Annotated in this window: 11 protein-coding genes and 1 pseudogene; 6 read left to right on the forward strand and 6 right to left on the reverse strand. The window is 72.3% G+C overall.

The features are described from left to right. Positions 1-59 precede the first annotated feature (59 nt). A complete protein-coding gene (locus ACIBUY_RS31665) occupies positions 60-953 on the forward strand; it encodes an MBL fold metallo-hydrolase (RefSeq protein ID WP_399154417.1) in 894 nt (297 codons plus the stop codon). 73 nt (positions 954-1,026) lie between these two features. Here the strand turns inward: ACIBUY_RS31665 and ACIBUY_RS31670 are convergent, their stop codons facing one another. Continuing rightward, entirely contained in the window at positions 1,027-2,418 is a 1,392-nt protein-coding gene (locus tag ACIBUY_RS31670; protein ID WP_399154418.1) for an Ig-like domain-containing protein, read from the reverse strand. Between the two features lie 228 nt (positions 2,419-2,646). Between ACIBUY_RS31670 and ACIBUY_RS31675 the strand changes: the two genes are divergently transcribed. Continuing rightward, on the forward strand, positions 2,647-4,500 hold the full coding sequence (locus tag ACIBUY_RS31675) for a serine/threonine-protein kinase (protein ID WP_365579699.1): 1,854 nt from the start codon (positions 2,647-2,649) through the stop codon (positions 4,498-4,500). A gap of 172 nt (positions 4,501-4,672) precedes the next feature. Here ACIBUY_RS31675 and ACIBUY_RS31680 read toward each other — a convergent pair whose 3' ends face one another. Next, positions 4,673-5,335 (reverse strand): SGNH/GDSL hydrolase family protein, encoded by a 663-nt coding sequence (locus tag ACIBUY_RS31680; RefSeq protein WP_399154429.1) that lies wholly within the window; start codon positions 5,333-5,335, stop codon positions 4,673-4,675. A 68-nt stretch (positions 5,336-5,403) separates the two neighbouring features. On the opposite strand from ACIBUY_RS31680, the gene ACIBUY_RS31685 reads away from it, so the two are divergent. Next, positions 5,404-6,402: a WD40 repeat domain-containing protein gene (locus ACIBUY_RS31685; RefSeq protein ID WP_399154419.1), complete on the forward strand. Its 999-nt coding sequence runs from the start codon at positions 5,404-5,406 to the stop codon at positions 6,400-6,402. Between the two features lie 8 nt (positions 6,403-6,410). Here ACIBUY_RS31685 and ACIBUY_RS31690 read toward each other — a convergent pair whose 3' ends face one another. The 3 genes and pseudogenes from ACIBUY_RS31690 to serC all read right to left on the reverse strand — a co-directional run bounded on the left by ACIBUY_RS31690 (position 6,411) and on the right by serC (position 8,400). Then, positions 6,411-6,812: a PPOX class F420-dependent oxidoreductase gene (locus ACIBUY_RS31690; RefSeq protein WP_365580632.1), complete on the reverse strand. Its 402-nt coding sequence runs from the start codon at positions 6,810-6,812 to the stop codon at positions 6,411-6,413. A 31-nt stretch (positions 6,813-6,843) separates the two neighbouring features. Beyond that, positions 6,844-7,170: pseudogene (locus ACIBUY_RS31695) on the reverse strand (TetR/AcrR family transcriptional regulator C-terminal domain-containing protein); the annotation flags it as partial. A gap of 111 nt (positions 7,171-7,281) precedes the next feature. Beyond that, the gene (gene serC, locus ACIBUY_RS31700; RefSeq protein ID WP_399154420.1) at positions 7,282-8,400 is read right to left on the reverse strand and encodes a phosphoserine transaminase; all 1,119 of its coding nucleotides are present in this window, start codon (positions 8,398-8,400) and stop codon (positions 7,282-7,284) included. A 178-nt stretch (positions 8,401-8,578) separates the two neighbouring features. On the opposite strand from serC, the gene ACIBUY_RS31705 reads away from it, so the two are divergent. Next, the gene (locus tag ACIBUY_RS31705; RefSeq protein WP_399154421.1) at positions 8,579-11,473 is read left to right on the forward strand and encodes an FAD-binding and (Fe-S)-binding domain-containing protein; all 2,895 of its coding nucleotides are present in this window, start codon (positions 8,579-8,581) and stop codon (positions 11,471-11,473) included. 17 nt (positions 11,474-11,490) lie between these two features. Here the strand turns inward: ACIBUY_RS31705 and ACIBUY_RS31710 are convergent, their stop codons facing one another. Beyond that, the gene (locus tag ACIBUY_RS31710) at positions 11,491-12,345 is read right to left on the reverse strand and encodes a LysR family transcriptional regulator (protein ID WP_399154422.1); all 855 of its coding nucleotides are present in this window, start codon (positions 12,343-12,345) and stop codon (positions 11,491-11,493) included. Between the two features lie 238 nt (positions 12,346-12,583). Here ACIBUY_RS31710 and ACIBUY_RS31715 point away from each other — a divergent pair, with 238 nt between their 5' ends. Both ACIBUY_RS31715 and ACIBUY_RS31720 read left to right on the forward strand, forming a co-directional pair. After that, positions 12,584-13,480, forward strand: coding sequence for an EamA family transporter (locus ACIBUY_RS31715; protein ID WP_399154423.1), 897 nt, complete (start codon positions 12,584-12,586; stop codon positions 13,478-13,480). Positions 13,481-13,609: 129 nt separating this feature from the next. Continuing rightward, positions 13,610-14,263: a methyltransferase domain-containing protein gene (locus ACIBUY_RS31720; RefSeq protein ID WP_365580640.1), complete on the forward strand. Its 654-nt coding sequence runs from the start codon at positions 13,610-13,612 to the stop codon at positions 14,261-14,263. Positions 14,264-14,350 lie beyond the last annotated feature (87 nt).

Here is a 14,350-nt window from a genome sequence, read left to right on the forward strand (position 1 = left end):
ATCGCACCGAGCCGAGTGAGCATTGAGACGCTCGACCGCTCCTTCCTACCGTGGTCGTCATGGACACCGACTTCGCACGTATCACCCTGGGTGACATCGAGATCCTCAAGGTCGAGGAGGTTCGCGGGCCCTTCGGGCAGCCCGGGGAGCTGTTCCCCGGCATCGACGACGCCTGGCGGGCCCACGAGGAGTGGCTCGCGCCCGACTTCCAGGACCCCGACAGCGGGCAGGTGCTGGCCGCCGTACAGGCGTGGGTGCTGCGCGTCGGGGGCCGCACGATCGTCGTCGACCCGGGCGTCGGCAACGGGCGCGAGCGCCCCGGCACCCCGCACTTCTCGGGCCTCGACACGGACTTCCCGCAACGGCTCGCGCGGGCCGGGGTGCGGCCCGAGGACGTCGACGTCGTCGTCAACACGCATGTGCACGGGGATCACGTGGGGTGGAACACCCGCGCACAGGACGGGAGTTGGGTGCCCACCTTTCCGAACGCCACCTATCTCGTACCGCGCGCCGACCACGACTACTACGGGCCCGATGGCGCCGCCCGTACCCCGCACGACAACCACCGCTTCCTCTTCGCCGACAGCATCGCGCCCGTCGTCGAGGCCGGGCAGGCTGTGCTCTGGGAGGGCGACGCGTACCGCATCGACGAGGGTCTCGTGCTGGAGCCGGCGCCAGGACACACCCCGGGCTCCTCGGTCCTGCGGCTCGCCTCCGGCGCCGACCGGGCCGTCTTCGTCGGGGACCTGCTGCACAGCCCGGCCCAGTTCGCGGCGCCCACGTGCAGCAGCGCGATGTGCGTGGACCGGGCGGAGTCCGCGGCCAGCCGGGTGCGGGTGCTGCGGCGGGCGGCCGACGAGCGGGAGCTGGTGATCCCGGCGCACTTTCCCGGGCCCGTGGCGGCGGAGATCCGGCGCGAGGGGAGCGGGTTCGCGGTCAGCCGGTGGCAGTGACCGGCGCCCGCAGACGGGTGCAGGGCTGTCCGCGTGGTGCGAACAGCCCTGCAGGGTAGGCGAGTTGGTGCGGTCAGGAGCGGCGGCGTCGCCCGCCCGCGAAGCGCATCGCGAAGACGCCCGCGCCCACCAGCAGCACGCTGAAACCGGCCAGCGCGTACGTGCCGGGGGAGCCGGAGTTGGCCAGCGAGCGCTTGATGTGCAGCTCCACCGTCTTGACGACGGTCTGGCCGCGCTTGTTGAGGCTGGAGTAGGTGAACGAGTCAGGGCCGACGTAACCCTCGTCCGGCGTGTAGATCAGCTGGTTCTTGCCGGGGACGACCGTCACCGTGCCGTGCTCGGGCCAGCGGATGGTCCTGGGCCTGCTGTCCTGGGTGGGCCCGGGGCCCGGCGGGACCGGGATGACGACGGGCTCGTCCACGCCGGTGTCGACGTCCTCGGGGACCGGGTCCTCGATGACCGTGCAGGTCAGGGCGACGTTCACGTTGGTCTTGTCCTGGGCGTCGGTCGCGTCGACCGGCTTGGTGACCACGGAGGGGGTGTAGCCCTCGGCGGGGCCGACCTTCACGTCGTACGTGCCGGGGGCCACGTCCTTGAAGGAGTACGTGCCGTCGGCGCCGACCGTGGTGGTCGCGGGGTTGCCCCTGCCGTCGAGCACCTGCTTGCCGTCGTGCAGGAGCGTGACCTTGTCACCGACGGGGACGCCGCAGTCCGAGCTGACCTTGCCGCTGATCTTCTGGTCCAGGGTGGACGTCCACAGCTGGTAGATCGGGATGCCGGTCTGGACGCTGAACCTCAGGGTGATGCTGCGGATCTCCACGGTCGGCTCGAACCAGCCGGAGGCGCCGAGGGTGTCCAGGCCGTTGCCGCTCAGCGTGGCGGTGGCCGGGTCCCAGACGGGCATGTCGGTGAAGGGACCGGAACCGGCGCAGGTGGAGGGCTTGGGGGAGTTCTGGCAGTAGTTGAAGGCGCCCTTGAAGCCGAGCTGGGCGGCGGTGAGCGGGCTGCCGTCGGCGCCGACGCCGCTGACGTGGACGCGGTCGGCGTCCACGTCGCCCAGGGTCAGGGCCCAGGTGCCGGGGACCGGCGAGTGGGCGTAGCTCAGGGTCGTGGTCGACGTCCTGCCGCCCGTGGCGGTGCGCAGGTTGACGTACGGCTTGCCCTGGGAGCTGCCGTACTTGGCGCCCACGGGCGTGCTCGCGCCGAGGAACGCGGAGTTCCCGGACTGGACGGGGTGCGAGGTGCTGTCCGTGGTGAACCTCCCCTCGGGGAAGCCCGACACCTGGTCCATGTGCACCACCCCCTGGCCCCGGCCGGTGACTTCCCAGTGGCCGTACTCGCCGTCCCCCGTGGCCGCGCCGGCGGACGTCGCGGGCAGGACGGCGAGGGCGAGGGCGGCCGATCCGGCCAGGAGGGCGCGAGCCGCCCGGAGCGGTGGTGCTGTCAGATCTTTGTCGGCTGGCATGAGCCCATGGTGGGAGCGGGCCGCGCCCCGGACGGGTCAATACACGCGTGATTGTCACAAGATCCCCCGAACGACGGATTCGGCCCTTTCGTACGGGAGCTGACGTCTCATCAGAACCGAACCCGCTCCGTGGCGCGTCCTCGCCTGCACCGGGAACATCAACAACCTCTATTCTCAACGGCGTTGCGTTGATTGCCAGGCGGCGGAGTTCGGGGGAGCCACACCATCATGAGCGAGGACGACTACGTCGACGGCGGCATCAAGCCGCTCACCGTCTTCGACCCGGCCCGCATCGGGCCGTATCTGCTGCTCGGGCGGCTCGGGGCCGGTGGCATGGGGCGGGTGTTCCTCGCCCGGTCGGACAGCGGGCGCACCGTCGCCGTGAAGGTGGTGCACGAGGAGCACGTGTCCGACGCCCGGTTCCGGGCGCGGTTCCGGCGGGAGATCGAGGCGGCGAGCCGGGTCGACGACCGGTACACCGCTCCGGTGCTCGACTCCGGCGCCGACGACGATCCCCCGTGGGTGGCGACCGGCTACGTGCCGGGGCTCTCGCTCGAGCAGGTCGTACGGCGGCACGGGCCGCTGCCCGTCGATTCGGTGCACACCCTCGCCGACGGGCTGCTGCGCGCGCTCAAGGACATCCATGACGCGGGGATCGTGCACCGCGACCTGAAGCCGTCGAACGTGATGCTGACCGTGGACGGGGCCAAGGTCATCGACTTCGGGATCGCGCGCGCCCTGGAGACCTCCGTCGAGTCGCTGCTCACGAGTACGGGGATGGTCGTCGGGTCGCCCGGCTTCATGTCGCCCGAGCAGATCCGCGGGCAGAGCGCGGGGCCCGGCAGCGACGTGTTCACCGTCGGGTGCGTGCTCACGTACGCGGCGACGGGACGGCTGCCCTTCGGGCACGGGGCCAGCAACCAGCACGCCGTCATGTTCCAGATCGTGCAGGACGAGCCCGACCTGGAGGGCATCGACGATCCCGCGCTGCGCTCGCTCATCGAGCGGTGCCTGACCAAGGACGCCGATCGGCGTCCGGGCGTGGACGAGCTGCTCGCGGACCCCGAGCGGGTCGTTCCCGTGGCCGCTGGTCAGGCCTGGCTGCCCGCCGACCTGGTCACGCATCTCGCGCAGCAGGCCGCCCGGCTGCTCGACGCCGAGGTGCAGCCGCTGCGCGAGGAGCCCGTGGACCGGTCGACGGTGGGGCTGCGCCCGCAGGCCGCCGAGCCCGAGCAGCCGCCCGTCGTCGTGGGCGCGGGCGACACCAGGCCGGAGGAGCGGGAGCGCCGCCCGCGCAGGCGCCGCACGCTCATAGCCCTGCCCGTGGTCGTCGTCCTCGGCGTCGGCGGCGGCACGGTGGCCGTGCTCCAGCCGTGGAGCGGCGGCAACGGCGTGCACGCCGAGGCGCCCAGCACGGTGAGCCCGTCCCCCGACGGCAGCAACTCGCCCGATACGCCCAGCAGTTCGCCCTCCAAGGGAGGCAAGGCGTCGGGCAAGCCGAAGAAGAAGGACGACGGCAAGGGCGGCGCCGACCGGCCCAAGGAGCAGCCGGACGGCGGGAGTTCGGCGACGGGCGGGGGCGGTGCGGCCGACATCGGCGGCACGTCCTCGGGCTCCACCGGTTCCTCCGGCTCGGGCGGCTCGTCGTCGTCGGGCGGCTCGACGTCGAGCTCGGGCGGCTCGACGTCGGGCTCGGGAGGTTCGTCGGGCGGATCGAGTTCCTCGGGCGGTTCGAGCAGTGGCGGGTCGTCCTCGTCCGGCGGCTCGTCGACCGGCTCCAAGCCGGCCGCGCTGACGAGCTACCGGATCGACTACGTGCACGGCTGCGCCGGAGCGTGCGACATGCCGATCAAGGTGAGCTGGTCGAAGGTGGCCCGGGCGACGCGCTACGACATCCACTACACCAACAAGGGCAGTCAGTTCGGCAAGAAGAACGTCGACACCGTGTACTCCACCGGCAACCTCAGCTACGTCATCAACGGCCCGTTCTCCGGTGACCAGATCTGCGTCTCGGTGCGCGCGGCCAACACGTACGGGCCCTCCGCGTGGGCCGAGACCTGGTGCGGGACGGTGGACTACTAGGGCGTGTCTTCAAACTCCCTCCCCCAGCTAACGCTGGGAGGTGCCCCCAGCCTCACGACGCCTGGCACGCACTCTCGCCGCACCGGGCGCAGACCCAAGTACATCCAGTACGAGGGTCGGCACCCGGCACTCCCCCGGCCGAAGGCTGGGGGAGGGAGTTTGAAGACACGCCCTAGGGGCGGGCCGCGCGATAGGGCCCGCCCAGCCTCCACGCCTGGTGCAGCGCGTCCGCGAACGCCGCGGCCAGTTTGTGTTCGCCGGACGCGTTCGGATGCGTACCGTCGTACGTGTCCCGGTGGATGTCGTACGACGGTGGGACCGACGCGAGCAGCAGCGGTGAGCGGGGTTCGTCCAGGTCTGCGACGGCCTTCGCCAGCAGGGTGTTGAAGTGGGCGACCTGGGCGGCGAAGGGGGCGTCGGTCTCGGCCCTGACGTTCGGGATGACGGGGAGCACGACCATGCGGACGGCCGGGTTCGCGGTGCGGGCCGCGGTGACGAAGCGGCGCGTGTTGTCCGCGGTCTGCTCGGCGTTCGTGTAGAAGCCGAGGTCGATCAGGCCCAGGGAGATCAGCAGGACGTCGGCGCGGGTCCCGGTGAGCGCGTCCGCGATCGCCGGGGCCATGTGCAGCCAGCCCTCGCCCCAGCCGGCCAGGTGGTGCTGGGGGAAGCCGGGGTCGGCGTAGTCGTGGGTGTCGCCGTGCAGGGCGGTGCGCGGGCCGACCAGGGTCGCCGGGGTGCCCGTGGCGCGCAGGTGCTGCCAGAACCGGTGGCGCCAGGTGTGTTCACCGGCGCTTCCGATGGTCATCGAGTCGCCGACCGGCATGAACCTGAGCATCCGCTCATCATCGTCGATCACTCGGACCGCGTGCGTGTGAGACCGAACACGCCTGGCAAGCTGGGGGCATGCGTGCGAACAAGGCGAGGCTGGGTGCGGCGGCTGCGGCCGTTGCCGTTGTGCTGCTCGGCGCGGGGGCCGGGCCGGCCGCGGCCGACTCACGGCCGGCGGGCTCGGACGGGTTCACGATCGAGGACCCGCGGATCACCGAGTCCAGCGGCCTCGCCGCCTCCCGCCTTCACCCGGGCATCTACTGGACGCACAACGACAGCGACGACGGCGCGTACCTGTACGCGGTCGACGGGCGGACGGGGAAGACCGTCGCGCGGCTCACCCTCACCGGCGTCGGCGCCCCGCGCGACGTCGAGGCCGTCTCGATCGGGCCCGACGGCGACCTGTACGTCGGGGACATCGGTGACAACCTCGGCGGCAAGTGGGACCACGTGTGGATCTACAAGCTGCCCGAGCCCAAGAACCTGCACGACCAGACGGTGCGGGCCAAGCAGTACGTCGTGAAGTACGCGGACGGGCCGCGCAACGCCGAGGCGATGATGGTCCACCCCAAGACCGGCCGGGTCTACATCGTGGAGAAGGACGAGGACGGCGGCGGCCTGTACGAGGGCCCCGACCCGCTGAACCCCTCCGCCACCAATACCTTCCGCCGTGTTGCCGACATCGACCTGTGGGTCACCGACGGCGCGTTCTCGCCCGACGGGAAACAGCTTGCGCTGCGCGGCTACTTCGGCGGCGTCGCGTACTCCTGGAACGACGGAAAGCCCAAGCGCCAGGGGCAGTTGAGCGTGCCGATGCAGGCGCAGGGCGAGTCCGTCACGTACACCGTCGACGGCAAGACCCTGCTGTACGGCAGTGAGGGGCAGGGGAGTTCGGTGAAGGCTGTTGAGGTCGAGGGCAGCGACGGGTCCGGCAACTCCGGTGGTTCCGGCGGGAGTTCGGTGGATGGGGACGGCGGTGGCTTCACGGGCAAGGCGGGTGCCGTGGGGGCCGCCGTCGTGCTCATCGCCGTGATCGGGATCGGGCGACTGCTGCGGCGGCCCAAGAAGGGCTGACCCGGGGGCTACGTGCCGAGGACGCGGACCTCGTAGTGCAGCGTGCGGTCGCGCTTCATGCGGTGTGCGAGCGGCACCCCGAGGCCCTGCATGACCGGGTGCTTGCGGCGGATCAGGTGCGCCGCGTGCTTCTCCTCCGCGCTGCCGTGGTCGAGGAGGCGGACGCGGGCCTTGAGGGCCGGCCCGGTGGGCCTGCCGCGCAGGGTGGAGGGGGCGATCTCCACTTCGGGGTTGTTGCGCATCCGCCGGACCTTCCACGCCTTGCCGTAGGTGCGGAAGTAGGCGTGGTCGCCCTCGATGACGATGTTGACGGGCGTGCCGACGCCGGTGCCGTCCTTCTTGTGCGTGGTGAGCAGGACGGCGTACTGCTTGACCAGCGGTGCGAGTTCCGGGCTCGGTCGAGTGGTCATACGTCCATGAATGCACTGCCCCGGCGCGCTGTCACCTTCTGCTGCGGGCTGCAACGAGTACGTCGAGGCCGTCCAGGATGCGCTGCAGGCCGAATCCGAAGTGGTCGAAGGCGTCCGAGAACGTGTCGTCGGACAGCGACATCATCACCGGGTAGTTCCCGGTGTCCATGACCGCCTCCAGGGTCGGGCGCTGGGCCTCCCAGAACGCGGCGTCCGTCATGCCCTCGACCAGGACGAGGACGGACAGCAGCTCGGGGTCGCTGAGCCCCATCGGCCGCAGCCGGCCCATCATCTTCTCCATGCCGGCCATGGCGCCGGGGCCGAGCACCGGACGCGCCTGGTTGACCTGGAGCAGCCACTGGGCCGCGCCCCCGTGTCCCGAAAGGGGCGCGGGGAACTGCGCGACCAGCCACGGCCGGTCCGCAGTTCCCCGCGAGAGATCAAACCCTGCGGCGAGCAGGGCGTGGGATCAGAGCTGCCCGATGACGTAGTCGATGCAGGCCGTCAGCGCCTGGACGTCCGCCGGGTCGATCGCCGGGAACATCGCGATGCGCAGCTGGTTGCGGCCGAGCTTGCGGTAGGGCTCCGTGTCGACGATCCCGTTGGCGCGGAGCACCTTCGCGACGGCGGCGGCGTCGATCTCGTCCGAGAAGTCGATCGTGCCGATGACCTGCGAGCGCTGCGCGGCGTCCGTGACGAACGGCGTCGCGTACTTCGAGTCCTCGGCCCACGAGTACAGACGGCTCGAGCTGTCCTTCGTACGGGCCGTCGACCAGGCCAGACCGCCCTGCCCGTTGATCCAGTCCAGCTGCTCGGCGAGCAGGAAGAGCGTGGACAGGGCCGGGGTGTTGTACGTCTGGTTCTTGCGGGAGTTGTCGATCGCCGTCGGCAGCGAGAAGAACTCCGGGACGTGGCGGCCCGACGCGTGGATGCGCTCGGCGCGCTCGATCGCGGCGGGCGAGAACACGCCGAGCCACAGGCCGCCGTCGGAGGCGAAGGACTTCTGCGGGGCGAAGTAGTAGACGTCGGTCTCGGCGATGTCGACCGGGAGGCCGCCCGCGCCGGACGTGGCGTCGACCAGGACGAGGGACCCGGCGTCGGCGCCCGCGACGCGCTTGATGGGGGCCGCGACACCGGTCGAGGTCTCGTTGTGGGTGAGGCCGTAGACGTCGACGCCGGCCTCGGCCTTCGCCTCGGGGTGCGTGCCCGGGTCGGAGGAGATCACGGTGGGCTCGGCCAGCCAGGGAGCGAGCTTCGAGGCCTTCGCGAACTTGGAGGAGAACTCGCCGAAGTTCAGGTGCTGCGACTTGTTCTCGATCAGGCCGTGCGTCGCCACGTCCCAGAAGGCGGTGGAGCCGCCGTTGCCGAGGATGACCTCGTAGCCCTCGGGGAGGGAGAAGAGGTCCTGCACGCCCTCGCGCACACGGCCGACCAGGTTCTTGACCGGGGCCTGGCGGTGGGACGTGCCAAGCAGGGAGGTACCGGTGGCGGCCAGCGCGTCCAGCGCTTCCGTCCGCACCTTGGAGGGGCCCGCGCCGAAACGTCCGTCGGCGGGCTTGATGTCAGCGGGAATCTGGATCTCAGCCACGTCGTGGAGCGTAGTCGGTGGGGTGTGCCGGGCCGCAATCCGTCCGCCGGGTGAGATACGGCATCTTGCCTGCGGGACCGCTTCCTGCTGCCGGGTCCCGTGTTCGATGGGGGCCGGACGCTCGCCACACGCGCCGCACGGCCCCCATCGAACACGGGATCCCGGGCATGCTGAAGACATGGCTGACGACATCGGCAAGGCACTGCGTGACGTCGTCCGGGGCGACGTCGACTTCGGCACCACGGCACGCGCCCTGAACACCATGGACGCGTCCAACTACCGAAGAGTCCCGCTCGGCGTCGTCGCGCCGCGCGACGCCGACGACGTCCGGGCGGTCCTCGCCCTGTGCGCGGAACGGAACGTGCCGGTCGTCGGGCGCGGCGGCGGCACCTCCATCGCCGGGCAGGCCACGGGGACGGGCGTCGTCGTCGATTTCACCCGCCACATGAACCGCATCCTCGACGTCGACTCGGGGACGCGTACGGCCCGGGTACAGCCCGGCCTGGTCCTGGACCGGCTGCAGGCGGAGGCGGCCCCGCTGCGGTTCGGGCCCGACCCCTCCACGCACAGCCGCTGCACCCTCGGCGGCATGATCGGCAACAACTCGTGCGGCTCGCACTCGGTGGCCTGGGGGACGACGGCCGACAGCGTGGCCGCGCTCGACGTGGTGGCCGCGGGCGGCGACACGTACCGGCTCGGGCAGGGCTGGGACGGCGCGCCCGAGGGGCTACGGGCCCTGGTGGAGCGGGAGTTGGCGACGATCAGGACCGGGTTCGCGCCGTACGCCGGGCTGCCGCGCCGGATCTCCGGGTACGCCCTGGACGCGCTGCTGCCGGAGAACGGCACCGACCTCGCCCGCTTCTTCTGCGGCACCGAGGGCACCCTCGGGCTGGTCACCGAGGCGACGGTCAAGCTGGTCGAGGCGCCGCGCGCGACGGCCCTCGCCGTGCTTGCGTACGCGGACGAGAGCGCGGCCGCGGACGCCGCCGCGGGCCTGCTGCCGTACGGGCCGCTGACGGTGGAGGGCATGGCCGCCGACCTCGTACCGGGCGATGCGGGGCTGCCCAGGGGCGGGGCGTGGCTGTTCGTGGAGACAGGCGGCGGGACGCCAGGGGAGGCGCGGGCCGCCGCCGAGCGGATCGTGCGGGCGGCGGACGTCGTGGACGCGCTCGTCGTCGACGACCCGGCGGGGCAGCGGGCGCTGTGGCGGGTCCGGGAGGACGCGAGCGGCACGGCGACGCGGATGCGGGACGGCAGCGAGGCGTGGCCCGGCTGGGAGGACTGCGCGGTGCCGCCCGCCCAACTGGGCGGGTATCTGCGGGAGTTCAGGGGGCTGCTGCGCGAGCACGGGCTGCGCGGCACGCCGTACGGGCACTTCGGCGACGGCTGCATCCATGTCCGTATCGACTTCGATCTGCTGACGCGGGACGGCATCGCGCGCTTCCGGCGCTTCTCCGAGGATCTCGCCGGGCTCGTCGTCGCGCACGGCGGATCGCTGTCGGGCGAGCACGGCGACGGGCAGGCGCGCGCCGAACTGCTGCCGGCGATGTACGGCGATGACCTGGTCGGGCTCTTCGAGCGGGTCAAGGGGGTGTGGGACCCGGCGGACGTGCTCAATCCGGGGATGCTTGTGCGGCCCGCGCGGCTCGACGAGAACCTGCGGTTCGAGGTGCTGCCGCGCAGGCCGGTGGACGTCGTGTTCGGGTACCCGCACGACGGCGGGGACTTCGGCGCGGCGGTGCGCCGGTGCGTCGGCGTCGCCAAGTGCCGTACGGAACAGCCGAGTTCGAGTACATCGGTGATGTGCCCCTCCTTCCGGGCCACCGGCGGCGACGAGACGCACTCCACGCGCGGACGGGCCCGGCTGCTGCACGAGATGCTGGCCGGTGAGGTCGTCACGGACGGCTGGCGCTCGGAGGAGGTGCGGGACGCGCTCGACCTGTGCCTGTCCTGCAAGGGGTGCCGCAGCGACTGTCCGGTGGGCGTCGACATGGCCACGTACAAGGCGGAGTTCCTGCACCACCACTACGAGGGCAGGCGCCGGCCGATGGCGCACTACGCGATGGGGTGGCTGCCGCGCTGGCTGCGCCTGGTGGAGGTGACGCGGACGGCGCCCCTCGTCAACGCCCTTTCCTCGGTAGGGGTGTTGGTGCGGATCGGGAAACGGATCGCGGGGGTCGCGCAGGAGCGGCGCGTCCCGCGGGTGGCGCGGGAGACGTTCAGCGCCCGGTGGCGGCGGGACTTCCGGCAGCGGATGCGGGAGCGGCGCTTCGGTGCGCGGGGCAGCGAGGTGGTGGTGCTGTGGCCGGACACGTTCACCGAGCACCTCGCGCCCGAGGTCGGACGGGCCGCGGTACGGGTGCTCGAGGCGGCCGGGATGACCGTGCTGCTGCCGCCGCGGATGACGTTCACGTTCGGCCCCGACCGGGTGTCCGGCCATGCGCTGGACCCGCGGCGCCGCCGGGTCTGCTGCGGACTCACGTACACGTCAACGGGCCAACTCGACCGCGCGCGAACGGTGTTGAAGCACACCCTCGACCTGATGCCGTCCGCCCTTGAGGGCGAGCCGCCGGTGATCGTCCTGGAGCCGTCCTGTGCGGCGGCGCTCCGCTCCGACCTGCCCGAGCTGCTCCCCGACGACCCGCGGGCGCGGCGCCTGGCCGACCGCGTGCTGACGTTCGCCGAGGCGCTGGAACGGTACGCGCCCGACTGGACGCCGCCGCGCGTCGACCGCCCGGCCGTGGGCCAGACGCACTGCCACCAGCACGCGGTCCTCGGCGACGCGGCAGAGCGGAGGCTGCGCGAACGGGCAGGTCTGGACGGCGAGTTGAGCGGCGGCTGCTGCGGGCTCGCGGGCAACTTCGGCTTCGAGAAGGGGCATTACGAGGTGTCGGCGGCCTGCGCGGAGGAGGCGCTGCTGCCCGCGGTGCGGGGTGCGCGGGACGGGTCCGTGGTCCTGGCCGACGGGTTCTCGTGCCGTACGCAGTTGGAGCAGCTGGCCGGGGTGCGGGGCAGGCACCTGGCGGAGGTGCTGGCCGAGGGCCTGGACGGGGCGGATCAGGGGGCGGATTAGGGGGCGGATTCTGGGGTCTACCCCCGGGCCACCTCATGGGCGAGGGCGATCAGATCGGCTGCCGCCGGGTGCCCCGGGCCCTCGCGGCGGGCCAGGTACACGGGCAGGGGCGGGGCGTCGGTGAGGGGGACGTAGCGGACGCCGGGGTGCGGGTGCATGCCGACCGTGGCGGTCGAGGTGACGCCGACCGCCCGGTCCGCGGCGATCGCGGCGAGCCAGTCGTCCGTGTTGGCCACGGGCAGCGTGGCGACGGGCCGCCCGGCGGCCGGCCACAGGTCGAGGGCGGTCGAACCGGAGACCGTGTTCAGGGCGATGACCTGGTCCCGCAGGTCGGCGAGGGTGAGCTCGGGGCGGTGGGCGAGCGGGCTGTCCGAGGGGACCGCCGCCACGCGGGCCTCGCGGTGCAGGAGCTCGACGACGAGGCCGGGGGCGTCGACGGGGCCGCGCAGCAGCGCCAGGTCGACGGCGCCGCGGGTGAGCCCGGCCGTACGGTCGTCGATGCGCAGCAGCTCGAGCGGTACGTCAGGGTGGGCCTGCCGCCAGCGGCGCAGCAGGGGAGTGGTGAAGTCACCGGCGGCCGACCAGGCGTGCCCGAGGCGCAGCGGCCGGTGCGCGCTGCGGGCGGCGGCCAGCGCGTCCTCGAACGCGGCGACGGCGACAGCCGCCTTCTCGCGGAACGAGCGGCCCTCCGGGGTCAGCGCCAAGTGGTGCGTGGACCGGTCCACGAGCCGCACCCCGAGCCCGGCCTCCAGGGCGGCGAGCGTCCGGGAGACGGCGGGCTGGGTGAGACCGAGCCGGGCGGCGGCGCCGGTGACGCTGTTCTCTTCGGCGATCGCGAGGAAGCAGCGCAGGTGGCGCAGTTCGATGGCCATGTTCGCGGAGCATAACGGGAGCGCAGAAGGCATTTCACATGCCGCGCCAGGGGTTCTAGCGTGGAGGTTCCTGAAGTGCGCGCAGTTCACTAAGCTGTGCCGCTAAGTGCATTTCATTGAACTTGAGTGATGTGGGGGGTGGCCCGTGAACGGCCCGAGAACCGAGGCGGCGGCAACGGCGACACCCGTCACGGCATCGGCATCGGCATCGGCATCGGTATCGGTATCGGCATCGGCGGTGGCCGTGCCGGAGGCGCGACGCGGTTCGCTCGGCCCGGTCGGCCTGGTGCTCACCGGGTGCGTCTCGGTGCAGTTCGGCGGGGCGCTCGCGGTGAGCCTGATGCCGCGCGTCGGCGCGATCGGCGTGGTGTCGCTCCGCCTGCTGGTCGCGGCCCTCGTCCTGCTCGTGGTCTGCCGCCCCCGGCTGCGCGGCCACTCCCGCACCGACTGGGGCACGGTCGTGGTGTTCGGCATCGCCATGGGTGCGATGAACCTGCTCTTCTACCAGGCCGCGGCCCGCATCCCGCTCGGCCTCGCCGTCACCTTCGAGGTCCTGGGCCCGCTGACCCTCTCCGTCATCGCCTCGCGCCGCGCGGTCAACTTCCTCTGGGCGGGCCTCGCCCTGTGCGGCGTGTTCCTGCTCGGCGGCGGGGGCGACGGGCTCGGCGGCCTCGACCTGGTGGGCGTGGCCTTCGCCGTCGCGGCGGGCGCCATGTGGGCGGCGTACATCATCTTCAGCGCCCGCACGGGACGCCGCTTCCCGCAGGCGGACGGACTGGCCCTCGCGATGACGGTGGCGGCGGTCCTCTGCCTGCCGCTCGGGGTGGTGGAGGCGGGCGGCCGGCTCCTCGACCCCGTGACACTCGCACTCGGCGCGGCCGTCGCCGTCCTCTCCTCGGTCCTGCCCTACACCCTCGAACTCATCGCCCTGCGGCGCCTGCCCGCGTCCACGTTCGCCGTGATGATGAGCCTGGAACCCGCCATCGCGGCCCTGGCCGGCTTCCTCATCCTGAGCCAGGCACTGTCCTGGGTGCAGGCGCTGGCGATCGGCCTTGTGATCACGGCGAGCATGGGGGCGGTGCGCACGCAGGTGGGGCGGGGACGGGTCCGCAAGGGGCGACGCGGGCCCGGGTGACGGCCGGGCCACCGGCTCGTCTTCGCCATGCGGGCCAAGGTGTCGAGTACGTGCACGGTGTTGAGCCTGGCAGATGCCGCCGAAGGGGTTTTCGACGGCCGTGTCTCCGCCACCCACTAGGGTCTCCGGATGACCGAACCCCAGACCCTGCACGTCACCCGTGACGCCTACGACGCCGTCGCCACCACCTACGCGGAGCAGTTCCACGACTCGCTGCGCGACCGTCCCCTGGAGCGCGCGCACCTGAGCGCCTTCGCGGAGATCGTGCGGACGGACGGCGGGGGCGGCGGCCCGGTTGCGGATCTCGGGTGCGGGCCGGGGTACGTCACCGCCCATCTGCACGGCCTCGGCCTGAACGCCTTCGGCGTCGACGCGTCCCCCGCGATGATCGAACTGGCCCGACAGGCGCACCCCGCGCTGCGTTTCGAGGTCGGGTCGATGGCCGCCCTCGACATCGCGGACGGCTCGCTGGGCGGGGTGCTCTCCCGCTGGTCCCTCATCCACACCCCGCCGCAGGAAGTGCCCCCGATCCTGGCCGAGTTCGCCCGGGTCCTGGCCCCCGGCGGGCACCTGCTCATCGGCTTCCCCGCCACCGAGGGCCCCGAGCACGAGACGCAGTCGTACGACCATGTGGTGACCACGGCCTACCGCTGGTCCCCCGACCACCTCGCCGCACTCCTGCGCGACCACGGCCTGACCGAGACGGCCCGCACGGTGACCGAGCCCAAGCCCACGGACAAGCGGCAGTTCCAGGAGGTCCAACTCCTCGCCCGCAAGCCCTAGGGCGTGTCTTCAAACTCCCTCCCCCAGCCTTCGGCCGGGGGGACCCCCACGCCCGCAGGGCGGCCGCGCGGCGTCTGGTGCGTGCTC

Source organism: Streptomyces sp. NPDC050085, from assembly GCF_044460595.1.
GTDB lineage: Bacteria > Actinomycetota > Actinomycetes > Streptomycetales > Streptomycetaceae > Streptomyces.